The following is a 24,049-nucleotide window of genomic DNA, read 5'->3' on the forward strand; positions in this document are numbered from 1 at the left end:
CATCCGTAGCCGTATGGACCGGTCGCCCCGGCCGTCAGCCGAGGAGCCCGCCCACCAGGCCCGGGCGGCCGGAGGAGGACGACTCCCCGCCGTCGGAGCCGCCGGAGGTGCCACCGGAGCCGGTCGAGCCGCCGGAGGTGGGGCCGGAGCTGGTGCTGGGCGCCTCCTCGACGGGGGCCGGCTGCCGCGGCGGGGCCTCCCCGCCGGTGCCCTGGGTCTCGCTGGGCACGCCGGCCGTGGCGCTCTCGGTGTCCTGGGTGGCGCCCGAGGCGCTCTCCTCCTCCTCCGTCGGCGCCTGCGAGGTGGCGCCCTGAGTGGGCGAGGTCGACGTGGACGGCTGCTCGCCCGGCCGGTGCTCGCCGGACTCCTCGGGGAGCGGGGAGCCGGGCAGTTCGTTGCGCGGGGCCTCGCCCGGGCCGGGCACGACCACCCGGTCTGCGTCGCGCACGGCACCGCCGAGCAGGGAGCCGACGAGCAGGGTGACTCCGACGGCGATCGCGGTGACGAGGGCGCCGCGGCGCAGAACGTAGCGGCGCAGGTCCCACAGGTCGGCGCGCGGGCCGAGCCGGCGCCAGGCACCGGCGGCGAGACGGCCGTCGATGGAGTAGACGGGGGCGCCGGCGATGATCAGCGGCGACCAGGCGGCGAGGTAGATGATGTCGGGGGTCTGGTAGACCGGGACGGTCTTCCAGCTGACGGTGACGAGGAGCGCGGCGGAGAGCATCGCACCGCCGGCGGCGGCGACCCGCTGCCAGCAGCCCAGGATCGTGAGCACGCCCACGATGACCTGGAGGAAGGCGATGACCAGCCCGGAGCCGACGGGGTGGTGCAGCGCGAACTGCCGCAGCGGCTCGGCGACTTCCCAGGGGTGCAGGGTGTTGAGCCACTTCACCATGGAGCCGCGCTCGCCGCCGTCGAAGTACAGGGGGTCGCACAGCTTGCCCATGCCGGCGTAGATGGAGATGAAGCCGAGCAGGAGGCGCAGCGGGAGCAGGACGACGCCGAGGTTCAGGCGCCGGCCGGGGTAGTAGGCGTGCCGGGCGGGGTCGTCGCCGTGCCGCCTGGTGCGCGGGCCGGTCTCGGCCGCGACGGCTTCGCCGAAGTCCTGGAACCGGCTGTCGTCGTAGCCGGGCTGGTCGTATCCGGGCCGGCCGTAACCGTCGTCGTAACCGGAGTTGCCGTAGCCGGGTTCGTCGTAGGCGCTGCCGACGGTGCGCATGTGCGGCAGGAGCCGCCGTTCGCCGGCGCCGGGGCTGCGCGGGGCGCCGACGACGGGGGTCTCGAGGGTCTGCGCGGTGAGGTGGCCGTCGTACCCGTCGTCGACCCCGACGCGGGGGATGACCTGGGTGGCGGCGCCGATGTCGGCGGTGGGCGTGTCGCCGTGGCCGACGCTGCCCGCCCGCACGGCCTGGAGCAGGCGGTGGGCGCCGGTGTCGTCCGGGGCCGACCTGCCGCTCCAGACGACGGGGCGACGACGGGCCCCGGCGGCCGTGCCGGCCGTGCCCGCTCTGTCCGGCGCCGCGACGACGGGGATGCGCGCGGTGTCCTGGGTGGCGCTCAGGTGCCGGGCGATCCGCGGGGATTGGCTGCGCCGTGCCGACGTGCCCAACTGCACGCGGAAGCTCGCGTGCGTGACGATGATCTGCGCCGGATCGCTCGGCACCTTCACCATGCTCAGCGCGGGAGCGTCGTCGAATCCAGACGAGCGGTCCCCCGTGGGTGTGCGGGGTGTTCTGGTGTCCACACTCATCTAACCGAGTGATGTGTGTTTAGGACACTGCTTTGACCCGCCGGATCTGTCCGGACCCCGTCAAGGTTGCCCTACCCGCCGGAATTAGCCCGTTCGGGTGAGGGCACGGACGGGCGTTCAGCCCCGCCGCCGAGCCGCCTCGTACAGCACGATCCCGGCCGCCACACCGGCGTTGAGCGACTCCGCGCCACCGGGCATCGGGATCCGTACACGGAAGTCGCAGGTCTCGCCGACCAGTCGGGACAGGCCCTTGCCCTCGCTGCCGACGACGATGGCGACCGGGCCCTCCAGGGCCTCGAGTTCGCCGATCTCCGACTCGCCGTCGGCGGCCAGGCCGACGACCACGACGCCGGCCTTCTTGTAGGCCTCCAGGGCGCGGGTGAGGTTCGTGGCGCGGGCGACCGGCGTACGGGCGGCCGTGCCCGCCGACGTCTTCCAGGCGCCGGCGGTCATCCCGGCGGCGCGCCGCTCGGGAACGACGACGCCGTGCCCCCCGAACGCGGAGACGGACCGCACGACGGCACCGAGGTTGCGCGGGTCGGTCACTCCGTCGAGGGCGACGATCAGCGGGTCCTCACCCTCGTCCGCGGCCGCGTCGAGGAGGTCCTCGGGGTGGGCGTACTCGTAGGGCGGGACCTGCAGGACGAGCCCCTGGTGGTTGAGGCCGTTGGTCATGCGGTCCAGCTCGGGACGCGGGGCCTCCATGAGGTTGATGCCGCCGCGCTCGGCCGCGAGCTGCAGCGCCTCGCGCACCCGCTCGTCGTTGTCGATGAACTGCTGGACGTACAGCGTGGAGGCGGGCACGCCTTCGCGCAGTGCCTCGACCACCGGGTTGCGGCCGACGACCAGCTCGGACGTCGACCGGCCGCCCCCGCGCCGCTGCGGCGGACGTCCCTGCCCACGGCGGGCCTTCGCCGCCGCGGCCCGCTGCTTGGCGTGGCCCTTGCGCATTTCGGCGGGCGGGGTCGGCCCCTTGCCCTCCAGGCCCCGGCGCCGCTGGCCGCCACTGCCGACCTGCGCGCCCTTCTTGCCGGACATGCGGCGGTTGTTAGCGGCCATGACCTACCCGTCTCTGTGATGCGTGGTGTGCGTACGTCAGTGCAAGTGTGCCGCCCGAGGCGCCGGGCGGCACATTCGCGCAGCTCAGGGGCTCGGCTCAGCGCGGTCCGAGCGACCAGCGCGGCCCCTGCGGGCTGTCCTCGATGACGAGCCCCGACTGGTTGAGCTGGTCGCGGATGGCGTCCGCGGTGCCCCAGTCCTTGCGGGCGCGCGCCGCCTCCCGCTGGTCCAGGACGAGTCGTACGAGGCTGTCGACGACGCCGTGCAGGTCCTCGCCCCGGTCGGTCTCGCCGGCCCAGTGCGGGTCGAGCGGATCGAGCCCGAGGACGCCCAGCATGGCGCGCACCTCGGCGAGGCGGGCCACGGCGGCTTCCTTGTCGTCGGCGGCCAGCGCGCTGTTGCCCTGCCGGACGGTGGTGTGCACGACGGCGAGCGCCTGCGGGACGCCCAGGTCGTCGTCCATCGCCTCGGCGAAGGCCGGCGGCACGTCGGCGGCGGGCTCGACGACGCCCCCCGCCAGCTCGACGACGCGCTGCACGAAGCCCTCGATCCGCGCGAACGCCGACTCGGCCTCGCGCAGGGCCTCCTCGCTGTACTCGATCATCGAGCGGTAGTGCGGGGTGCCGAGGTAGTAGCGCAGGACGATCGGGCGCCACTGCTTGACCATCTCGGAGACGAGGACGCTGTTGCCCAGCGACTTCGACATCTTCTCGCCGCTCATGGTGACCCAGGCGTTGTGCACCCAGTACCGGGCGAACTCGTCGCCGTAGGCCTTGGCCTGGGCGATCTCGTTCTCGTGGTGGGGGAAGACCAGGTCGAGGCCGCCACCGTGGATGTCGAAGGCGCTGCCCAGGTACTTGTGGGCCATCGCCGAGCACTCGAGGTGCCAGCCGGGCCGGCCCCGCCCCCACGGCGTCTCCCAGCTCGGCTCGCCGGGCTTGGCCGCCTTCCACATGGCGAAGTCGCGGGGGTCCCGCTTGCCGGTCTCCCCCTCGCCCGCCGGCTGGAGCAGGTTGTCCAGGTCCTGGTTGGACAGCTGGAGGTAGCCCGGGAAGGAGCGCACGTCGAAGTAGACGTTGCCGTCGGCCTCGTAGGCGTGACCGCGCTCGACGAGCCCGCGCATCATCTCGACCATCTCGGGGATGTGCCCGGTGGCGCGCGGCTCGTACGTCGGCGGCAGGCAACCGAGGGCTTCGTAGCCGTCGTTGAACGCGCGCTCGTTCTCGTACCCGATGGACCACCAGGGGCGGCCCTGGTCGTGGGACTTGGTGATGATCTTGTCGTCGATGTCGGTGACGTTGCGCACGAACGTGACGTCGTAGCCGCGGTGGGCGAACCAGCGGCGCATGATGTCGAAATTGAGGCCCGAGCGGATGTGCCCGATGTGCGGGGCGGCCTGCACGGTGGCGCCACACAGGTAGATCGAGACACAACCCGGCTGGAGCGGGCTGAAATCACGGATCTGCCGGGCGCTGGTGTCGTACAGGCGAATAGTCACCACTCCAGGGTAGTGGGCGTGGGGCCATGCCCCGCGCCCTTCCACCCAAGGGCCACGCATTCGTGACGAACGCCCGGGGCGCGAACCGGGTGCGCGCGGCGGATCGCGGTGCCGTTACGGCGGCCGCGTTCACGCGCCCCCTTCGGCCCGGGTGCCCCGTTCCCCCTCGCCGGACGGGCCGGGAGGTCACGCCCCCGTCCGCACCACCAGTGCCGTGGCCACCGCCATCAGCCCCTCGCCGCGGCCCGGGAATCCGAGGCCGTCGGTGGTCGCGCCGGAGACCGACACGGGGGCGCCTGCCGCCTCCGAGAGGATCTTCTGCGCCTCGTCGCGCCGTTTGCCGATCTTGGGGCGCGGGCCGACGACCTGGACGGCGACGTTGCCGATGGTGAAGCCGGCCTCGCGGACGATCCGGGCGGCCTCGGTGAGGAGGGTGACGCCGGAGGCACCGGACCACTCGGGGCGGCCGGTGCCGAAGTGCTGTCCCAGGTCACCGAGTCCGGCGGCGGAGAAGAGGGCGTTGCACGCGGCGTGCGCGACGACGTCGGCGTCGGAGTGCCCGGCCAGTCCCGGCCCCTCCCCCTCCCACTTCAGGCCCGCGCACCACAGCTCGCGGCCCTCCTCGAAGGCGTGGATGTCGGTGCCGATGCCGACCTGGGGCAGCCAGGGGCCGCCGGGCGGCAGCGGGGAACCGGATGCCTCAGAAGCCATCGTTGAGCCTCCTGCGCGCCAGGACCGCCTCCGCGAGGACCAGGTCGAGCGGGCGCGTGACCTTGAAGGCCTCCTCGTGGCCGGGGACGACCACGACGGTCGCGCCGAGCTGCTCGACCATGCTCGCGTCGTCGGTGACGTCTTCGGTGACCGTCTCGTGGGCGCGGACCAGCGTGGCCCGGTCGAAGCCCTGGGGCGTCTGGACGGCGCGGAGGCGGGAGCGCTCGGGGGTGGCGACGACCGGCTCGGGGTCGCCCGCCGCCGCGGCCGGCTCGACCTCCTTGACGGTGTCGGCGAGCGGCAGCGCGGGGACGACGGCCCGGGCGCCCTCGCGGACCGCCTCGATCACGGCGTCGACGGTGTCGACGGGCACCAGCGGCCGGGCGGCGTCGTGCACCAGGACGATGTCGTAGCCGGGCGGCAGCGCGTCCAGGCCGAGCTTGACGGACTCCTGCCTGCTCTCGCCGCCGGGGACGACGAGGAAGTCGGTGCGCTCGGGCAGCGCGTGGGCGTCGAGCAGCGACTTGACCTCGGCCGTGCCGTCCGGCGGGGCCACGACGACCACGAGGGAGACGGCGCGGGAGGCGGCGAGGGCGCGCACCGCGTGGATCAGCATGGGGGTCCCGCCCAGCGTGCGGAGCGCCTTGGGGGCGCCCGGACCGAGGCGTACGCCCCGGCCGGCGGCCGGAATCACCGCGGCCGTGCGGGTGGGGACGGGGGCGGGAAGCGAATCGTCGGACATCGGTTCCTGTCAGGTTTGTGTGCGCGGCCATCGTGGGTACGGAGACAGCGTGCCGGGCGCGACGCCTTGACCGGACCCTTCCGTGACGCGCCGGTCGAGCCAGCTGCCCGGGCCCGGCACGCACAGGGTCGGGGGGACTTCCCCCGAGGCATCGGACGTACGGCGTCGGAACGCGAACATGCCGCAGCGCCCGGCGACTGGAGGTACGTCATCGGGCACCGCGGCATTTCAGTGTGCTGAGCTGAGGCCGGCCTGCGTCGGCGTCAGGACGCGAGGACCTCGTCGAGGAGGGCCTCGGCCTTGTCCTCGTTGGTGTTCTCCGCGAGGGCGAGCTCGCTCACCAGGATCTGGCGGGCCTTGGCGAGCATGCGCTTCTCACCGGCGGACAGTCCGCGCTCGCGCTCACGACGCCACAGGTCACGCACGACTTCCGCGACCTTGATGACATCGCCGGAGGCGAGCTTCTCCAGATTTGCCTTGTAGCGACGCGACCAGTTCGTGGGCTCCTCGGCGTATGGTGCGCGCAGCACCTCGAAGACCCGGTCCAGTCCGTCCTGACCGACCACATCACGCACGCCGACGAACTCCGCATTGTCCGCTGGCACACGCACCGTCAGGTCACCCTGGGCGACCTTCAGCACCAAGTAGGTCTTGTCCACGCCTTTGATCTGGCGAGTTTCGATGGCCTCGATCAGCGCGGCCCCGTGATGGGGATAGACCACGGTGTCGCCAACCTTGAACGTCATGTGACAGGTACCCCTTCCGTGGCTATCCAGGGTAACACGGATACGGCGTCTTCTGAATGGCGTTTTCGCAGGTCAGGGCATATCTCGGGGCTTGACAACAGCGACAGGAACGTGCTTCGGGCGGGTGATGGAAGCAGGTATTCGCAGGTCGGAGCGGCTCTCCGAGGGGGGCGAAACGCGCACGTCACACACATCCGGAGCCCCCTCCGAACGGCCGAACATCCCCATATGTCCGGTTCCAGGTGTGCGACTTACGCTACTCCGTTCGGCGCCCGGAGTCGGTTCCGCGCCGTTTCCGGAATTGATCACACCATCGGCCGAACAGCTGATGATCAATTCCCGGGACGTCCCCGCATTCCTTCACGGAAATTTCGCGCGCGCCCGCGAGCGGCGCTTATGTGAATGCGGGACGTCGTGCCGGTGATCGAGAAGGAGCCGAGTGACTCACGGGTCACTTGTGGGTGCGTGAGCCCGAGCGGACGCGAGCGGCGAGGGCGCGGGTGCGGCGCCCTCCGGGGCCCCGGAGGGCGCTAGAGGCGGGTCGGGTGCGGTGCCGCGGGAACGGCTCGGTAACCTGGGGCCGCTGACAGACCCTTAGGGCGGCTTTATTGAGGAGAGCTGCCCGCGCGTTCCAAGGAGTTGCCGCCGCCGTGAGCAGCAGCCTTCGACGCGGCGCCCTCGCCGCCTCCGCCCTCGCGTTCTCGATCGCCACGCTCGTCGCCTGTGGAGCCGGCAACGATGCGCAGACGCTGGAGATCCAGCCGGACAACGCTGCCACCAGCGTCGGCGACATCAAGCTGCAGAACGTCGTGATCATCACCCAGCCGGACCAGGAGGCGACCGGCCCGGCCGTGGTCTCCGCGACCGTCTTCAACAGCGGCCGCACCGCGCAGACGCTCGAGTCGATCTCCGTGGACGGCGCCGGCCAGACCGCCAAGATCACGCCCGCCGGGGGCAAGGGCAAGCTGACCGTTCCGGCCGGCGGCTCCGTCGTCATCGGCGGCGACGACAACGCCTCCGCCGTGCTGCCCAACGGCCGTGAGGCCGTCCAGGACGGCGACGCCCAGAAGATCACCTTCACCTTCAGCGAGACCGGCGAGGTCAGCCTGCGCGCCTTCGTCGTCCCCGCCGAGAGCTACTTCACCCAGTGGGGCCCGAGCGACATCCCGACCGCCCCGGAGGGGACCGGCACCGCGTCGCCGACCGCGGGCGCGTCGGCCTCCCCGTCGCCCGGCCACGAGGGCGCCGAGGGCGAGGCCGCGACGGAGTCGGAGTCCCCCGCCGACACGGCCTCCGCGACGGCCTCGGACGAGGCCGACGAGGCGGCCGGCCACTGAGCCGGTACGGCGCGCGGGCCTCGGAGGCCTCTGGACCTCCGGCCTGTGCCCTCGAGGCCTCTGGCGTCTGACGTCTGACGTCTCAGGTACGACGAAAGGGCGGCACCCCGTGTGGGGGTGCCGCCCTTCGTCGTCCTTACAGGTGGATGCCGTGAGCCCGGTCCCGGTCCGCCCGGCGGCCTACGGCTCGAACTTGTAGCCCAGCCCGCGGACCGTCACCAGGTATCGGGGCGCCCCCGGGTCGGGCTCGATCTTGGCGCGCAGGCGCTTGACGTGGACGTCGAGGGTCTTGGTGTCGCCGACGTAGTCGGCGCCCCAGACCCGGTCGATGAGCTGCATGCGGGTCAGGACGCGGCCCGCGTTGCGCAGGAGCATCTCCAGGAGGTCGAACTCCTTCAGGGGCAGGTCGACCTTCGAGCCGGAGACGGTGACGACGTGGCGGTCGACGTCCATCCGGACCGGACCCGCCTCCAGGGCCGCCGGAGCCACCTCCTCCGGCTCGCCGCGGCGGCGCAGGACGGCCCGGATACGGGCGACCAGCTCACGCGAGGAGAACGGCTTGGTGACGTAGTCGTCGGCTCCTATCTCCAGGCCGACGACCTTGTCGATCTCGCTGTCCTTGGCGGTCACCATGATCACGGGGACGTTGGAGCGGCCGCGCAGCTGCCGGCACACCTCCGTACCGGGCAGACCCGGCAGCATCAGGTCGAGGAGGACGAGGTCGGCGCCGTTGCGCTCGAACTCGTCGAGTCCGTCGGGCCCGGTGGTCGCGACGGCGACCTCGAAGCCCTCCTTGCGGAGCATGTACGACAGGGCGTCGGAGAAGGACTCCTCGTCCTCGACGACGAGCACTCGGGTCACGGAAGGACCTCCGGGGCGGAAAGCGTCTGGTACGCGGTTGAGTCGTGGGGTGCGGGGGGTGCGGGGGGTGCGGCGTGGGGGGTGCCGGCGGCCGGCCCGTCCTCGTCTTCGTCGCCGTGGGCGTCGAGGCCGGGCTGCTGGTGGGAGCGGTCGCGGGCGACACCCGCCTCCGGCAGCCGGAGCGTGAAGGTGGAGCCCTGTCCCTCGGCGCTCCACACCGTGACCTCCCCGCCGTGCGAGGCGGCCACGTGCTTGACGATGGCCAGCCCGAGGCCCGTGCCGCCGGTGGCACGGGAGCGGGCCGGATCGACACGGTAGAAGCGCTCGAAGATGCGCTCCTTGTCCTTGTCGGAGATGCCTATGCCCTGGTCGGTCACGGCGATCTCGATCAGGTCCCCGCCGGGCATGGTCACCCTGCGGGCGGCGATGCCGACGCGGGTGCGGGCGGGTGAGTAGTTGACGGCGTTCTCCACCAGGTTGCCGAGGGCGGCGGCCAGCTGGCCGCGGTTGCCCCAGACGTGCAGGTCGGCGGTGCCTCCGGCGGCCATGGTGATCTGCTTGGTGCCCGCCTGGTGGCGGCAGCGGTCGACGGCCTCGGCGACGAGCTCCTCCACGCGGACCGGCTCGGCGTCCTCGAGGGGATCGTCGTTCTGCACCCGGGAGAGGTCGATGAGCTCCTGCACCAGGCTGGTCAGGCGGGTCGCCTCGATCTGCATGCGGCCGGCGAAGCGCTGCACCGCCTCCGGGTCGTCGGAGGCGTCCATGACGGCCTCGGAGAGCAGGGAGAGCGCGCCGACCGGTGTCTTCAGCTCGTGGCTGACGTTCGCGACGAAGTCGCGCCGAACGGCCTCGATGCGCCGGGCCTCGGTGAGGTCCTCGACGAGGAGCAGGACCAGCCGGGAGCCGAGGGGCGCCACCCGCGCGGAGACGGCGAGGGCCTCGCCGCGTCCGGTCCCGCGCCGGGGCAGGTCCAGCTCGACCTGGCGTATCTCACCGTCCCGCCGGGTGTCCCGCGCCATCTGGAGCATGGGCTCCACGGCGAGCTTGCCGCCGCGGACCAGCCCGAGGGCGTACGCGGCGGAGCTCGCCTTGACGACGGCGTCGGTCTCGTCGAGGACCACGGCCGAGGATCGGAGGACGGAGAGGACGGTGTCCACGCCCGGGGGCAGCACGGGATCGGTGTGCAAGGAGGTCCTGGTGGGTCGGTTCTGGTCGCGTTCGCTCCAGCGGAACGCCAGCATGGCGATGACGCCGGTGAGCACCCCGGCGATCGCTGCCGCTGCGGCGACCGCCGCGTTCACGTCCATGACACCAGGTTAGGCACGGGATCCGGCCTGGCCACAGCCATCGAGGTGGGACCTCGAACACTCGTCGCCCAGAGTTCACCTTGGCGCCAGGGGTGGTTCATTTGGGGTGACGGAATCCGACGCGTACGGGGCGGACCGTGGCACGGTGGGGTTCGCAGCGCCGGTTTGGGTACCGGTGCAGGCCGGTTCCGGCACCGTTCCACGGCCGGTTCCGGTGGCGGTCCACGGCCGGTTCCGGCCCTCGGAGCCCCCGGAGCCCCCGAGCCCCGAAGAAGACGAGTACGAGAGGAACCCCTGATGCGGGACGCGTACCACGAGGAACTGGATTCGATCGGCGACGGTCTGGTGGAGATGGCCCGGCTGGTCGGGTCGGCCGTCGGGCGCGCCACGACCGCCATCCTCGATGCCGACCTGAAGCTGGCCGAGAGCGTGATCGAGGCCGACAAGAAGGTCGACGAGCTCCAGCACGACCTGGAGGCCCGGGCCATAGCGCTGCTGGCACGCCAGCAGCCGGTCGCGACGGACCTGCGGATCGTCGTCACGTCGCTGCGCATGTCGGCCGACCTGGAGCGTTCCGGCGACCTCGCCCAGCACGTGGCGAAGCTGGCGCGGCTGCGCTTCCCCGACCGGGCGGTGCCGCAGGACCTGCACGCCACCATCCTGGAGATGGGCCAGCTCGCGCAGCGCCTGATGGCCAAGGCGGCCGAGGTGATCATCACGAAGGACGTCGACCTCGCGCTGCAGCTCGAGACCGACGACGACGCGATGGACCTCCTCCACCGCACCCTCTTCCAGCACCTCATCGACGAGCGCTGGAAGCACGGCATCGAGACGGCGGTGGACGTCACCCTGCTCGGCCGCTACTACGAGCGTTTCGCCGACCACGCGGTAGCGGTCGCCAAGCGGGTCGTGTTCCTCGTGACCGGTGAGCACGCCGACGAGCTCCAGCAGGACCTGCCGACGGAAATCCATCCGGTGGAGGGGGCGTAGGCGGATCCCGCGGGGGCGATTCCGCCCGCCGGGGGCGCGGCGAAGCCCCCGTGCGCTGTTGATGCGCCCGGCGGAACGGGCATGGAATGGGCACAGGCGCTCTAGCCTCCAGGAGGAACCCATGGCCGAAGCCCCCAGCACCTCCACGCCCGACCCCACCCAGGAACGCCCCACCGAGCAGCCCACCGAGATCAGGAACCTCATGCTGATCAGTGCGTGCGGCTGCGGCTCGGGGTGCGGCTGCGGGTGCCAGTCGGGCAGTCCCTGCCAGTGCGGTTGACCCGGTTCGACGACAGGGCCCCGGCGGAGACGCCGGGGCCCTGTCATGTGTGGAGCGCGCGCCACCGCCCCGGATGCGCCGACCCCGCGCCCGTGGGCGGGCCGGCGGCGGACAGGAGGAGCCCGGGCCGTCCGTGCGGTGGCGCCCGACCGGGCTCGCTTCGGCGGGCGGACGGGCGCAGCATGGAGGAAGAGACGCAACGGACGAGGAAAGGGGGTGGGCGACCATGACCATGTACATGGACGTCCACCACGGCATGCAGGGCATCACGGCCGACGAGCTCCGCCAGGCCCATCAGGCGGACCTCGCCATAGAAGCGGAAGAGGGCGTGCACTTCGAACGGGCCTGGGCGGACCCGGACGCCGGGATCGTCTACTGCCTCTCCGAGGCCCCGTCCGCCGACGCGGTGGCACGCATCCACGAACGTACGGGACACAAGCCGGACGAGATCCACGCGGTGCCGCTGTCGGTCTGACACCGGGCCGCCCGGCATCGCCCCCCGGGCCCCGCGCCATCAGTCCCGGACGACGATCAGGCCCCCACCGGCGGAGAGACCGCGGGCAGGGGGCCTCGTCGCTGCGTGCGGCCGGCTCGCTGCCGCCCGTGGCCGAGCGAGACGACGAAGCGGCCGCGTCCGCGGGCGCCACCCCGCGTTTGTCGTTCCTGTCACCTATCGTTCCTGTCACCGTCGGTGGATCCTATTTACCGGCCAAGAGAGCTGAGAAGACAAACCGCTCGACCCATAACGTGTGGAGTGGGGCGCGAATTACATTAATTAAGAAACGCTCTCCCCAATGTTCCCCCACTCGAGGGTCACTCATTTGCCGCGCATCTGGAGGACAGGGAGCAGCGTTAGCGGGATATGACCAAAGCAAGGTTCCACGACTTGCCTCACCGTGGCGTGAGGAAGGATAATCAGCCTGCGACCCGCGATGTGACAGCGGGTACATATGCTTACGCGCCCGGCGCGGCACTCTCATCACGTGAGATGCGTGGCACCTTGCACCAGGACGGCGCGCGGGTCGAAACCCAGGTCACCGAGTCACTGCTCCGCGAGTTCCTCGCACTGCTGGAAGCGGCACAAGAGGAACTCAATCAGCGGTGGAACGGCCAGGAAAAACCCGGCTGTCACGCGGACCTCGCGTGACGGAGGCGGATTCTCATGAATCACGACTATGCGGATCCGTCCTTCGCGCGGCATGAATGGTATTCCGAACCATATCCCTATGGGTCGGGCACCGGCTGGCACGGCGGCCCCGTCGACGCCCCCTTGGTACCCCCCGACTCGGGCTGGGACCCGGTCGAGGAACTCGCCTACCTCCTGCAGGAGGCCGTTCCCACGGAGCAGCCGGCCACGGTGCCGCCGCTCCGCAGCGAGGCGCCGTCCGGTGTCGACTTCACCGACCCGATGGAGAACCTCGCACAGATCACCGCACAGCTGCCGCCCATCCGGCCTTCCTCCACCGGGCACCGGAAAATCCGAGTCCGAAAACTTCGACTCAAGTGGATGCAGGCCGGCAGCTTCGTGATCGTCGCAGTCGTCGCCGTCATCGTGGCGGTGGTCAGCGTGTTCTGCGGCGTGGTGGCCTACGGACCGCTGCAGAACATCAATTCCGGCACGGGGAGCGGAATGATTCCCTGGTGGCCCCTCCTCGTGTACGGCCCCTGGATAGTGGCCTCCCTCTCCATCCTGCGCGCCGCTTTGCACCAGCGCCGGGCTCTGAATTCGTGGTTCATCGTTCTGCTGTTTTCCGCCGTCGCGATGATGCTGTGCGTGGCTCAGGCCGACAGGACCTTCACCAGCATTGCCGCAGCCGCCCTGCCCGCCCTCGCATGCCTGGCATGCCTCCAGCAACTCGTCCGACAAATCACCTTGACGCTGCCCCCGCGCAAGGGCAAACCCCGACACCGCCAGTAGCAGCCGGGCGCTCCGTCAGGGCGAGCACCGCTCTAACCACCGAGGCCCGGCCGCCGACCCGAACGCCGACCCGGCCACCGACCCGGCCGAACGACTGACGCCCGAACACAGCCCTGAGCCCCCGCCCCGCGAAACGACCGCGGGGCGGGGGCTCAAGGGTGCGCGCACGACTCGTGATTCCCCACTCACGACTGCGTGCGGCAGTTGCGAGAGCACGGCGGCCAATCGGACCCCGGTCCGACGACGCTCCGGTGTACGCGCCCCTCATGCCGGCCTGCCTTGAGCGCACGCGCAGGGCGGTGGCCACTGTCTTCGAGGCCGCCCGATCGAGGCGACACGATGACTGAGGGCTCGTACGCTCCGGGACAGTCCCCATGAAAAAAGCCCCCGCCCTGCGAAGAAATCGCAGACCGGGGGTTTTCAGGTGGGCGCTTACTTCTTCTTGCCCTGGGTCTGGCGGGCCCGTTTTCGGCCCCTGGTCAGGAGGGTGCACACCGTGACTGACCTGCGGTCGGGCGGTCGTTGGTGGTCGTTGTCTGTCGTCGTTGGTCCTCCTCGGAGGTTCCAGAGAGGTCCCAGGGCTGGGCCGGCCAGAGGCTCCATTCGCCTCACCGCTGAGGCTGCTCGCGAGTCCCTTATATCGATACTTTCACCGATGCTGTGGCCGGTAGGCTCCCGCTCCATGACCACGACTGCACGTCAGCGCTTCACCGTTCGCGCCGGTCTTGCTGAGGCCGTCGACGACGATGCTCCATACGACGGTGTCCCCGATCATCTTGGCAGGCCCCTCCAGGAGTGGGTTGACTCTGTCCTCCAGCCCAACACGCACGCGGAACAGACAACCGTGGCGGAGGCCGTAGCCCTGCGACTTCGGATACCGGTGCCACCTCGCTACAGCGCTGCGTCCTACCTCGGTCAGATCATCAACGACGACCTCTTGGACGTCGTCGATGAGGTGCTGCAAATCATGACTCAGGTGCAAAGACTAGACCGCAAGTCGCTCCTGAACCTGGAGTTCATCCTGGACCAGGGAGGGTCGGCATACTGCATCAACTCAGAGCAAGACGGGTTGGAGGTACGGATCGCACCAGCCGTTCGCGATGCAGTCAGCCACACTGTCGCCGACGCGGCATCCGAGTCTTCAGCCGGATCGGCATCCGAGCACCTAGCTGCTGCTTGGAAAGCTGCATACGGCCGTCAACCCGACCCGGTGCGCGCATACAGCGAGTCCATCAAGGCCGTGGAATCCGCTGCTCACTCAGTGATCCAGCCAAACCATGCCAAAGCCACTCTCGGCACGATGCTCGGCGAGATCGGCAACGCTCGGGCGAAGTTCACCACTGCCCTAGACACTCCGTCCGGCAAGGACCCGATCGCCCCAGTCGAGGCGATGATGCGCGCACTCTGGGATGGGCAAACCTCCCGGCATGGCAAGCAAACCGCCACAGTGCCCGAGACTCTGGAGGCAGCTCGGGCAGGTATTCACCTTGCTGCCACTCTGGTCCAGTGGTTCATCTCTGGGGCTGTGGTACGCAATCCCTGACGCTGGCCGAACTACGCAGGAACGTGGTTCACGGCATCGCTAACGCTAGCGGCAGGGGCTGCTAGCGTTAGCGACCCCGCTAGCAGCCAAAATCACAGGTGACCGGGGCGTTAGCGGATAGCGGCCGATCCTCGCAGACCCCAGAGACGACCCCCATGCGAGCTCCCGAGAGGGTGGCCCGTGCTGCTGTCGGTCGAGGCTCCCGCCAGGGGTGCTATCAGGCTTCCCCACCGCTCAGGCATCACTCTCGGCCGCCCGGTATGCCTCGTACTGAGTCCAGGCACGTTCGAGCGTCTCGATAGCCGCGTCGATGGCGCCGCGCTCTTCGAGGTAGTCAAGCTGGCCCTGCCTCCCCTTGCGTGAGGGCCAGTCGGGGTCAGCGGAGACGTCCCGCGCGAGATCCCCAATGGCATTGCGCTGATCGGCGTGGGTCTTCAACCATGTGGTGAAGCTCTTCGGCTTGGGCATGTCAGCATCCTTCCGCCGCCGTGTCCGGGCTAACCCACGGGCCTGGTCCGCTTGTCGCTTGTCTTGTCGCTTGTCGGCTCGCAGGTCAGAGCCCCGTATCGGGCTACCCCGAGTGCGGCCCGTCTTGTCACGACAAGCGACAAGACAAGCGACAAGGGCATCGGCGGTGCCGGCGCACCCGGGCGGAGGAAGGACAAGAACGAACGGCCTACGGCCGCGCGTCCCTTGGCAGCTCGCTACGCTCACGCGGCGAGCGCCGTCGGGGTGAAGGCCGTGGATGCCTCTCAGGGCGCCTGGACCTGCTTACGCGTGGCGAAAGACTTCCGGGGTCGTGAACGGCCGCCCATGACCTCACAGAGACGCTGCGCGGGGGCAGTTTCCGCCTCCCTACGCGCGCGTGCGCGTAGGGCCCTCTCCCCGGAAACCGTGGAAACTGGGAAACTCGCAGGTCAGAGGCGGTTGCGGGGGGTCAACCGGTGCTGTCGGCGCAACCGGCGACATCAACCGCCGCAAATCGGGCGTCGCTGGAACGGCAAGAGGAGCACGCCGGGGCCGTGGTGCTCCTCTTGCTTGTGTGCGCGAGGACGGCAATCCAGGGGAGCGGACCGGACCTCCCCCCGCCTGGAATGCCATCCTGAGGGCCTTCCAAGGGGCGGACGGCAGGCTTGGGCGAGCGTTGCCGGGCCTGTTCCGCTCTACCCGATGCACCATGGCTCTTCAGCAGGGGGGAGGCGGCCGTGTGCACCGCGATCCCCCCATCTGAAGAGCCGTCCTTCACTCTCTTACTAGAGAGTTGAGGGGAGATAGCGTCCGCAGCGTCCGCCGGGCATCGCTCACCCTCTCTGACCTGCACTGTTCCTGTGGACGCTAAACAAAACGTTTAGCGTCCGTCAGCGTCCGCAGCGTCCGAGCACGCTCTGTTACTAGAGCGTGTTTTCGCAGGTCAGGGCAGCTCTTAGTAGTCGGCGGATTGCGGACGCTGCGGACGCTGACGACTCCGGAATGCCGAAGACACCACCCCATCGGGCGGGGTGGTGTCTTCGTTCGGCGGCCATGATTCACCGGAAGCGCGCGACGGTCGTCGGAGCTCCCCGGCGCCATCGCGCGCGAGCGTAGCGAGCTGCCAAAGGGTCGCGCGGCCGTAGGCCGCACCTTCTATCCCTTGGCTACTGCGGCAGGAAGCCCGGCGCGGCCTGCCCCAACTCGCGCAGGTGCGCGAGGTAGTCCTGAGCGGCAGGCTCAGACGCGTACCGCTTCCTCATCTCGGCTGCCAGTTCACGACTCGTCATGATGAGCGATGGCACCGACTGGCGCTCGCCTTCAAGGGCACGCTCGCCCATGATGAGGGCCTGGTCCAGGTCACCTTCCCGTGCGGCCGTCACGCCCAGCGTTACGCGGGCTTCCGCATTTCGCATCGGCGCTCGCTCCGTGCCGTCGAAGTCCGTTCCAGCCCTGAGGACTTCCTCAGCGAGGGTCCGCGCCAACTTGTCCTCTCCCACGAGTCGGTAGCAGTCCATCGCGTAGAAGTCGAACTTCGCCGGGTCCACCACAAAGTGGTTGTCCAGGTTCTCTGGGTGCGGCATTCCTTCGAGCAGGTTGCGCCCTCGGTCCAACGCCACCTCAACCCGCCTACGGTCTCCAAGCCGGGCCCACGCCTTGGCTTCCTGCGCAGCGAGCTGCACAGCAACGCCCTGGTGTGCGGCGACCTCGGTTCCGGCCTGCGCCGCCGCGATGACCCCGCGATAGTCACCTGTGGTGAGCGCGAACCAAGCGCGCATCTCGTGCGCCCAACCGACGACTTCCGCGTGGTCCGCCTCCGTCGCCAGCGACAGAGCGGCCTGGCGCGTCGACTCGGCGGCGTGCCGTTCGCCCATGTCGTACTCCACGCAGCCCACGAGGAGCGCGAGCCAACCGGACAGCGCCAACACCTCGCGGTGCTGCGAGAGCGTGAGGCTCTTCGAGTGGAGCTCCACGACGCGACGCAACCACTGGCGCCCCTCGATCAGGAGCTGCTCGCTCGGCATGAACGGATACTCCGAGCAGAGCCGATCTGTGGTGATCCGTAGCGCGTCAAGCGTGGCCGCGTCCACGTCGGACCGGTTGAGACGACTCACGATTTCCAGCGTCTCCATGCCGCTCACGGCCAGGATCTCCTTGCCCCCGTCTCGACGCGCCGGCGCGGGGAAGAGCGCGTGCGTCACGGTGCCGAAGACTGCCGCAATGAGCGGCCGGTAGAACTCGTTGGGGATCTGTCCGGACTCCCACCGCTTCCACTGTCGGATCAGGCTGTCATCTGCAGGAAGCTCTTCCTTCGAGTGGGCCCGAAGTGCCTTCACCGCGTCTCGCTGGGACCAGTCGCGAGCCGCCCGCTCGGCCGCGATGCGCTGCGCCCACGCGGGCCTGTCGTCGCTCATACGCCCTCCTCCGAGTGCTTACCCGCCGAGTCTTGCGCCTCACCCCAGGGGACAGGGAAGGGGACAGCGAGGTGACACCGGACATGTCCCCACCTCGCGTTTCTGCCCCCTCGATGTCACTTACGCCACACGTTCCGTTCCTCGCATGCTGGTTGCAGATCAAGCACCACCCAGGGTGGCGCGCTCTTCGAGTGCCTCCACCCGTTCAGCCAACGACTGAATCAGGGAGCGGAGTTCATTGATCTCGTCGCGTACGTCGCTCGTCGGGACGGTCCCGTCACCGACGAAGTTACCGAGGTTCCCCGCCGAAACGATCAGCCCCTCGGATCGCAGCATGGCAAGCCCGTTCTGGATCGTCTGGCTCGCGTACCCGAAGCGCTCAATCAACTCCCGCTGTGACGGGAGCTTGTCACCAGGCTTCATCCTCTTGACGTCCTCGCGGAGCGCGTCCGCGACCTGCACGGCTTTGGGCTTGGGCCCTCCTGTGACAGTCATGCCCTGAGCCTACCCACCACAGCGAACTAGTGCACACCACTCCACGGGGGTTGTGCACCACAGCAGACTAGTGCAAGCTAGTCAGCAAGCGGGGCGCCCGACACCGGGCGTGGTCTCCGCGAAAAAGACCTGGTCAGGGCCAGGAACAGCAAGGAGCGGCTTCCTACCGCCAAGCAGACAGCCGCTCCCTGACCCTCGAAGGGGCACTTCCATGATGCCTGGAACCGTGGCAGAACGTAGGGCCGAGCGGGGCACGTCGCGGGGCAATGGTCCCGGTGGCCGGCGGCTGCGTCAGGGAGAGGACATCCCGCTGACGGCCGAGCAGTCGCAGCGTCTCAGCTCGCTCTACGAGCGGTACGGCAGCTACCTGGTCTTCTACGCAAAGCGCAAGCTCGTCGGCTACGGCTTCAGCGTGTCGGCGGCCGAGACGCTCGCGGAGGACATCGCACAGAACACCTGGATCGAGGTGTCCCGGACGGGTGCGAAGGACCTGCTGGCCCCCGAGCCGCTGAGCGAGAGCGACACGCGAGCCTTCCTCTGCGTGCGGGTACAGAACCGGCTCGGCAAGTACTTCAAGCGGTCGTCGTCGTACGAGCGGCCGATGGACTTCAGCGACCCCATCACCGCCTACGTGCTGGCCCCGATGGTGGAAGAGCAGCAGGAGACGCCTCTTGCCGAGCCGTCCGAGCAACTGTTGCGGCTGCTGGCCGACCTGCCGGACCGAGAGCGCGAGGCGCTGCTGATGCGGCTGGACGACTGCTCCAAGGTGGTTGTGGCCGACCGTCTGGGGTGCAGCCTGCACACCGGTGACCGGCTGGTCGAAACGGCGCTGCTGCGGATTCAGATGTGCCACCCGGAGATGGCGCGCGAGCCGGTTGCACTGGAGTCCCTTCCGGCCTGGCAGCGCCAGGCGCTGGCCACGCTGGACGACACCCGGCGTCAGGCGCTGCTGCGCATCGGTGACCTCCCGCGTCAGGTGCTGCTGATGCACCTGGCCGAAGGGCTGGAGAGCAAGCAGATCGCGGCCCGGCTCGGGGTCGACCGCTGGGCCATCATGGGCATCTACGCCGCCGCCACCTCGCTCAAGGTGGCCGGGCAGGTCACCATGCGCGGCACGTTCCGTGAGAAGGGCGCCGCCGCCCGCGCCCTGACCGAGACGCTCCGCAGCGAGGTGAAGGCGCTGAAGCCGGGCGAGCGGGTACCGGCGGAGCGCGACCTTGCCGTCCGCTTCCAGTGCTCCGCGAAGACCGTCCGCGCGGCCATGAACGCGCTCCGCGCTGAGGGTCTGGTCACCCTGATCCGCCCGTACGGCCTGTTCCGCGCTACGGCCGCCCGTGACCTGGCGGTCGCGGCGTGAGCCACCGTCCCCCGCACCTGAACTCGCACCGACGGCGAGCCCGCAAACAGCGGCTCGCCGCCCGCGACGGCGCCCAGTGCTACTACTGCCGCCGTCCCTTCCGGGAGCTCCGGGAAGCCACCGCCGACCACATCGCCCCGGTGAGCCTGTGGCGCTCCTGGTCGCTGTCCTCGCTCGTGCTGGCCTGCCGACCCTGCAACGACGCCAAGGCCAACCGATTCCCGCTCTCCCTCGCCCTGGTCCTGCTGGCGTGGGCCGACCCGAGTCGGCCGGTTGTCCGCCCGGTCGACTGGCCCCTGTTGGCCCGACTCGCCGCCGCGAACCAGACAGCTCTGACCAGCGTGACGACCCGCGTCACATCCGGTGTCACGCCCCGACCCACCCCCACGGACGGTGACGAATCGGTGGATACCTATATGAAACGGTCTACGGCTGACCTCGTGAAATCGACCCGGCACGGCCCCGTGCGGCGGTCGATCGCACGGCCCGACTGCCTGCGCGCACCCCGCCCGGTGCGGCCGTGCGCGGGACCGACCGGAGAGGCGGTGTTCGCGTGAACACGATGAACGGCCGCGTGAACGGATCGGCCCGACCCGTGAACACGACCATGAACGAGTCGGCCGACTCCGTGAACACCCGCACGCACCGCAAGAGCCGACCCACGGCCGACCCGACCCGATCGACCGGACGTCGACCCGACCACGCCGACGATGGCGGCAAGAAGCCTCCCGCCGCCGCCCGGATCGTGACCATGGCACGCGAGCAGTACCGGTTCGTGATGTCCGCCGACGGCCGCCCGTACGCGGTCGCCCTGAACGGCCCGAACATCGCGCTGCCGCTGCGGAACAAGGGCGGACTGCGCCAGCGGCTCGCCCGGCAGTTCGCCGACGCCTACCCCGGCGAGGTGGCCTCACAGTCCGCACTCGCGGACGCCATGACCGTGCTGGAAGGCATCGCGGAGGACACAGACCCCGAACCGGTGCACTTGCGGGTGGGGCGCGACCCCGCCGGCGCCATCGTGGTCGACCTCGGCAGCGCCGACGGCCGCGCGGTCGTGGTCACCCCAACCGGCTGGAACGTCGTCGACCGTGCCCCGGTGCTCTTCCGCCGCTCCGGCGCCATGGCCCCGATGCCGGAACCGGTCCTGGACGGCGACGGGCTGGCCAAGCTGCACGCACTGCTGAACATGGACACGGCCGCGTTCCATCAGCTCGTGGGCTGGCTCGTTGCCGCGTGGATCCCGGACATCCCGCACCCGGCGCTGGTCTGCAAGGGCGAGCAGGGCACGGGCAAGTCCAAAGCGGCGCAGATGTTCATCAACCTCATCGACCCGTCCCCGGCCGCCAAGCGCAGTCAGCCGCGCGACGAAAAGGCGTGGTCACGGCAGGCGTTCAGCTCATGGGCCCTGTGCCTGGACAACATCTCAACCATCCCGCCATGGCTGTCGGACACCCTGTGCAAGGCCGTGACCGGTGACGGCGTGGTCGACCGCGCCCTGTACACCGACGATGACGTCGTGGTCCTCACCTTCAAGCGGGTGCTGGCCATGACCACGATCGACGCGGGAGCTCTCGCCGGGGACCTGGCCGAACGCGTCCTCATGCTCGACTTGCAGCTCATCGACTCCGAACGGCGCCGCTCCGAAGAGGAGTTGGACGCCACCTTCGAGGCGGTACGGCCTGCCGTGCTCGGGGCCCTCTTCGACGTGCTGGCGTGCGTGCTCGCGTTCCTGCCGTCGGTGCGGCTGGAGTCCATGCCGCGCATGGCCGACTTCGCCCGCGTGCTCGCGGCCGTCGACCAGAGCCAGGGCTGGAACACCCTGGATGACTACCTCGCCACGTCGGCGAACGTCGCCACGGACGCCATGGAGGGCGACCCGTTCGCCATGGCCATCGCCCACCTGGTGGAGCAGGTAGGCACCTGGCAGGGCACCGCCGGGCAACTGCTCGAAGCGCTGCCCACCCCGTTGGTCCGGCCGCCGAACTGGCCCAAGGACGCCACCCGCGCCAGCGGACGCGTCAAGCGGCTCGCCCCGCTGCTGCGCTCCATCGGAATCATGGTGGACGACACGCAGCGTAGCCGCGACCGGCACCGACACCGACTCCTCACGCTGTCCCGAGCACCCGACGAGGAGGAGACAGCGTCCGCACCCGAACAAGCCTCTCTCTGGCCGGAGGTGGCCCCCACGGGGCAGGGCAGAACGCTGCCTGACCAGTCCTGACGTAGCCGGAAGACCCGCCGGGCCGGGCCGCGCACCAGCGGCCCGGACACGTCGAAGCTGCGGACGCTACAGCCGTCCAGCGTCCACAGCGTCCGCACTAGCGTCCGCGCCCCTCACCCCCACTGGCCTGCGGCAACGCGGCTGTGCGGACGTTAGGGCGCTGCGGACGCTGAGATACACCAACTCTCTAGGACGGCGACCGGCACCACTCCCACGCACCCCACCACGGACACGAGGAGTCACCAAAGCCATGGCCAGCGAAGAGCCGACCGACCCGCGCGCCATCCTGCGCGGCGGCCTCCCGGACCGCTACCTCACTCCCGAAGACCTCGTCACCATGTTCAGCCTCCCGAGCGTCGAGACCGTCTACCAGTGGCGCCGCAAGCGCATCGGCCCACCCGGCTTCCGCGTCGGCAAGCACCTGCGCTTCGACCCGGCGGCTGTCCGGGCATGGGTGACCGAACAGACCGCCCTCGAAGACGCGGCCTGAGCCGCCCGGCCCGGCGGGGAAGCACCACCCGCCGGGCCGGGGAGGCGGGGAGAACTCCCCCACCGCCTCCCCGGCGCGCATCCCCTGCACTGATCAGCGCAAACGATGGTTTGGGGAGGCGGGGAGGCACCGCCGGAACGCCCCGGAAAACCGCCCCTGGCCGCCGTTCCGGGCCCCTGTCTCCGCCTCCCCGCCGGGCCCCGGCGGACAAACCGCGAGCGGCAGGGAGGGGCGGCCCGTCGACCCAGGGAGGCAGGGAGAACTCCCTTACCGCCTCCCTGGCCCGCCTCCCTCCACCTGATCAGCGCAAATGGCCTCTCAGGGAGGCAGGGAGGCGCACCCCCAGCACCCCCGAAACCCCCTCAGGAAGCCAACCAAGACCCCCTGTCTCCGCCTCCCTGAGACCCCGCCGTAGCCCTGCTACCCGTAGCACCCCTACCCGCTACCGGTAGCACCCCCGCTAGCAGCCCCAACCCCCAGTGATCAGGCCCGTAGCAAGTAGCGGGCCTGGCCCACCACACCTCAAAACCGGCCGGAGAGCCGCCCCTTGGCCCTCCCGCTTCCTGCTACCAACCGAAGGAGACAGCCCTCATGGCTGGCCACATCTTCGACCGCTGGATCAAGACCACCACCGACGCCGACGGCAAGACCGTCCGCGTCAAGACCGATCGTTACGGCACGGGGATGCGCTACCAAGCCCGCTACGTCACGCCCGACGGCAAGCGGAAGAACAAGTCCTTCCCCGACGGACAGAAGCGCATCGCCGAGCAGTGGCTGAGCACCATGCAAGCGGACGTGGCCCGCGGCGACTTCATCGACCCGAACGCGTCCCGTACGACGTTCCAGAAGTTCGCGGAGAAGTGGCTCGCGAGCCAGAGCGGCGACCCCAACACCCGTGCGTCGATGGAGTCTCAGCTCAAGCTGCACGCCTTCCCCCGCATCGGGTCGCGTCAGCTCGGGTCGTTTCAGCCGAGCCACATCCGCGAGTTCGTGACACAACTCGAAGAGACCGGCATGTCTGGCTCGTACGCCCGCGTCATCTTCTCCAACGTCCGCGCCGTGCTCTCCGCCGCCGTGGAGGACGGATGCCTACGCCGGAACCCCTGCAACTCGCGCACGGTGACCCCGCCGGCCATGGGCACGCGCCGCGTCGTCCCATGGGAGCCTGAGCGTGTCTTCGCCGTGCGCGCCGCCATGGTCGAGCGCTTCCGGCCCATGATCGACGTGGGCGCCGGATGCGGCCTGCGGCAAGGGGAAATCCTGGGGTTGTCCGTCGATGACATCGACTTCGACAGCGGCATCGTGCACGTGGTGCAGCAACTCAAGCTGAGCCTGAGCAAGGCCGTGTTCGCGCCCCCGAAGGGCGGCAAGCTCCGTGACGTGCCTCTGCCCGACCCCGTGGCGGAGGCACTACAGGAGCACATCAAGCGGTTCCCGCCCGTGGAAATCAAGCTCCCGTGGATGCGAGCGAACGGCCAGCCGGTGACCCGGCGGCTCATCTTCACGGGCCCCAACGGCGGGCACGTCTGGCGCACGTCGCTGAACGAAGACCACTGGAAGCCCGCGCTCGCCAAGGCTGGGGTCATCCCCAAGGCCAAGAGCCGCGAGCACGCCGCCGCGCGCGAGCACGGCATGCACGCCCTGCGGCACTTCTACGCGTCCGTGCTCCTGGATGCGGGAGAGAGCATCAAGGCACTCGCGGAGTACCTCGGGCACTCCGACCCGGGGCTGACACTCAAGGTGTACGCGCACCTCATGCCGAGCAGCCGGGACCGGGCCCGGAAGGCTCTCGGCAGGGCACTCAGGCCCCAAGATCACGAGGGCTGAGGTTCCAGAGAGGTTCCAGAGCACGAAAATGCCTC

Annotated in this window: 23 protein-coding genes; 12 read left to right on the plus strand and 11 right to left on the minus strand. The window is 70.0% G+C overall.

Features of this window, described 5'->3' with window-relative positions; translation table 11 throughout:
• Positions 1-34: 34 nt before the first annotated feature.
• From ACIHAR_RS31870 to ACIHAR_RS31895, 6 genes are all read right to left on the minus strand, one after another.
• The gene (locus tag ACIHAR_RS31870) at positions 35-1,750 is read right to left on the minus strand and encodes a DoxX family membrane protein (RefSeq protein WP_400022851.1); all 1,716 of its coding nucleotides are present in this window, start codon (positions 1,748-1,750) and stop codon (positions 35-37) included.
• A 117-nt stretch (positions 1,751-1,867) separates the two neighbouring features.
• On the minus strand, positions 1,868-2,809 hold the full coding sequence (gene rlmB / locus ACIHAR_RS31875; protein WP_365470114.1) for a 23S rRNA (guanosine(2251)-2'-O)-methyltransferase RlmB: 942 nt from the start codon (positions 2,807-2,809) through the stop codon (positions 1,868-1,870).
• Between the two features lie 97 nt (positions 2,810-2,906).
• Complete coding sequence (gene cysS, locus ACIHAR_RS31880) at positions 2,907-4,307, minus strand: cysteine--tRNA ligase (RefSeq protein WP_400022852.1); 1,401 nt, start codon at positions 4,305-4,307, stop codon at positions 2,907-2,909.
• Between the two features lie 186 nt (positions 4,308-4,493).
• The gene (gene ispF / locus ACIHAR_RS31885) at positions 4,494-5,018 is read right to left on the minus strand and encodes a 2-C-methyl-D-erythritol 2,4-cyclodiphosphate synthase (protein WP_400022853.1); all 525 of its coding nucleotides are present in this window, start codon (positions 5,016-5,018) and stop codon (positions 4,494-4,496) included.
• The gene (ispD, locus tag ACIHAR_RS31890) at positions 5,008-5,760 is read right to left on the minus strand and encodes a 2-C-methyl-D-erythritol 4-phosphate cytidylyltransferase (RefSeq protein ID WP_365470123.1); all 753 of its coding nucleotides are present in this window, start codon (positions 5,758-5,760) and stop codon (positions 5,008-5,010) included. Before ispD ends, ispF begins: the two co-directional genes overlap by 11 nt.
• Before the next feature lie 263 nt (positions 5,761-6,023).
• Entirely contained in the window at positions 6,024-6,506 is a 483-nt protein-coding gene (locus ACIHAR_RS31895; protein ID WP_003953493.1) for a CarD family transcriptional regulator, read from the minus strand.
• 650 nt (positions 6,507-7,156) lie between these two features.
• Between ACIHAR_RS31895 and ACIHAR_RS31900 the strand changes: the two genes are divergently transcribed.
• On the plus strand, positions 7,157-7,843 hold the full coding sequence (locus tag ACIHAR_RS31900; RefSeq protein WP_400022854.1) for a DUF461 domain-containing protein: 687 nt from the start codon (positions 7,157-7,159) through the stop codon (positions 7,841-7,843).
• Between the two features lie 180 nt (positions 7,844-8,023).
• Here ACIHAR_RS31900 and ACIHAR_RS31905 read toward each other — a convergent pair whose 3' ends face one another.
• Positions 8,024-8,704 (minus strand): response regulator transcription factor, encoded by a 681-nt coding sequence (locus ACIHAR_RS31905; protein ID WP_073941673.1) that lies wholly within the window; start codon positions 8,702-8,704, stop codon positions 8,024-8,026.
• Entirely contained in the window at positions 8,701-10,011 is a 1,311-nt protein-coding gene (locus ACIHAR_RS31910) for an ATP-binding protein (protein ID WP_365470129.1), read from the minus strand. The genes ACIHAR_RS31905 and ACIHAR_RS31910 overlap by 4 nt, the downstream gene beginning before the upstream one ends.
• A gap of 297 nt (positions 10,012-10,308) precedes the next feature.
• Here ACIHAR_RS31910 and phoU point away from each other — a divergent pair, with 297 nt between their 5' ends.
• The 6 genes from phoU to ACIHAR_RS31940 all read left to right on the plus strand — a co-directional run bounded on the left by phoU (position 10,309) and on the right by ACIHAR_RS31940 (position 14,742).
• Complete coding sequence (gene phoU / locus ACIHAR_RS31915) at positions 10,309-11,001, plus strand: phosphate signaling complex protein PhoU (protein ID WP_365470132.1); 693 nt, start codon at positions 10,309-10,311, stop codon at positions 10,999-11,001.
• A gap of 121 nt (positions 11,002-11,122) precedes the next feature.
• The gene (locus ACIHAR_RS31920; RefSeq protein WP_400022855.1) at positions 11,123-11,281 is read left to right on the plus strand and encodes a hypothetical protein; all 159 of its coding nucleotides are present in this window, start codon (positions 11,123-11,125) and stop codon (positions 11,279-11,281) included.
• Between the two features lie 226 nt (positions 11,282-11,507).
• On the plus strand, positions 11,508-11,756 hold the full coding sequence (locus tag ACIHAR_RS31925) for an SCO4226 family nickel-binding protein (protein ID WP_365470138.1): 249 nt from the start codon (positions 11,508-11,510) through the stop codon (positions 11,754-11,756).
• Positions 11,757-12,269: 513 nt separating this feature from the next.
• The gene (locus ACIHAR_RS31930) at positions 12,270-12,428 is read left to right on the plus strand and encodes a hypothetical protein (protein ID WP_365470140.1); all 159 of its coding nucleotides are present in this window, start codon (positions 12,270-12,272) and stop codon (positions 12,426-12,428) included.
• 15 nt (positions 12,429-12,443) lie between these two features.
• Positions 12,444-13,199, plus strand: a complete 756-nt coding sequence (locus ACIHAR_RS31935) for a DUF2637 domain-containing protein (RefSeq protein WP_400022856.1) — start codon at positions 12,444-12,446, stop codon at positions 13,197-13,199.
• A gap of 682 nt (positions 13,200-13,881) precedes the next feature.
• Complete coding sequence (locus tag ACIHAR_RS31940) at positions 13,882-14,742, plus strand: hypothetical protein (protein ID WP_400022857.1); 861 nt, start codon at positions 13,882-13,884, stop codon at positions 14,740-14,742.
• 234 nt (positions 14,743-14,976) lie between these two features.
• Here the strand turns inward: ACIHAR_RS31940 and ACIHAR_RS31945 are convergent, their stop codons facing one another.
• The 3 genes from ACIHAR_RS31945 to ACIHAR_RS31955 form a co-directional block, all read right to left on the minus strand.
• Positions 14,977-15,210: a YozE family protein gene (locus ACIHAR_RS31945; RefSeq protein ID WP_400022858.1), complete on the minus strand. Its 234-nt coding sequence runs from the start codon at positions 15,208-15,210 to the stop codon at positions 14,977-14,979.
• A 1,166-nt stretch (positions 15,211-16,376) separates the two neighbouring features.
• The gene (locus ACIHAR_RS31950) at positions 16,377-17,624 is read right to left on the minus strand and encodes an XRE family transcriptional regulator (RefSeq protein ID WP_400022859.1); all 1,248 of its coding nucleotides are present in this window, start codon (positions 17,622-17,624) and stop codon (positions 16,377-16,379) included.
• A 159-nt stretch (positions 17,625-17,783) separates the two neighbouring features.
• Positions 17,784-18,119, minus strand: coding sequence for a GntR family transcriptional regulator (locus ACIHAR_RS31955; RefSeq protein WP_400022860.1), 336 nt, complete (start codon positions 18,117-18,119; stop codon positions 17,784-17,786).
• 226 nt (positions 18,120-18,345) lie between these two features.
• Between ACIHAR_RS31955 and ACIHAR_RS31960 the strand changes: the two genes are divergently transcribed.
• From ACIHAR_RS31960 to ACIHAR_RS31980, 5 genes are all read left to right on the plus strand, one after another.
• A complete protein-coding gene (locus tag ACIHAR_RS31960) occupies positions 18,346-19,476 on the plus strand; it encodes a GntR family transcriptional regulator (RefSeq protein WP_400022861.1) in 1,131 nt (376 codons plus the stop codon).
• A complete protein-coding gene (locus ACIHAR_RS31965) occupies positions 19,473-20,033 on the plus strand; it encodes an HNH endonuclease (protein ID WP_400022862.1) in 561 nt (186 codons plus the stop codon). Before ACIHAR_RS31960 ends, ACIHAR_RS31965 begins: the two co-directional genes overlap by 4 nt.
• Positions 20,034-20,071: 38 nt before the next feature.
• Complete coding sequence (locus ACIHAR_RS31970) at positions 20,072-21,697, plus strand: ATP-binding protein (RefSeq protein WP_400022863.1); 1,626 nt, start codon at positions 20,072-20,074, stop codon at positions 21,695-21,697.
• A gap of 250 nt (positions 21,698-21,947) precedes the next feature.
• On the plus strand, positions 21,948-22,187 hold the full coding sequence (locus ACIHAR_RS31975; RefSeq protein WP_400022864.1) for a helix-turn-helix domain-containing protein: 240 nt from the start codon (positions 21,948-21,950) through the stop codon (positions 22,185-22,187).
• Positions 22,188-22,778: 591 nt separating this feature from the next.
• The gene (locus ACIHAR_RS31980; RefSeq protein WP_400022865.1) at positions 22,779-24,014 is read left to right on the plus strand and encodes a tyrosine-type recombinase/integrase; all 1,236 of its coding nucleotides are present in this window, start codon (positions 22,779-22,781) and stop codon (positions 24,012-24,014) included.
• Positions 24,015-24,049 lie beyond the last annotated feature (35 nt).

Origin of the sequence: Streptomyces sp. NPDC052016 (genome assembly GCF_044548445.1) — a bacterium.
In the GTDB taxonomy this organism is placed as follows: Bacteria; Actinomycetota; Actinomycetes; order Streptomycetales; family Streptomycetaceae; genus Streptomyces.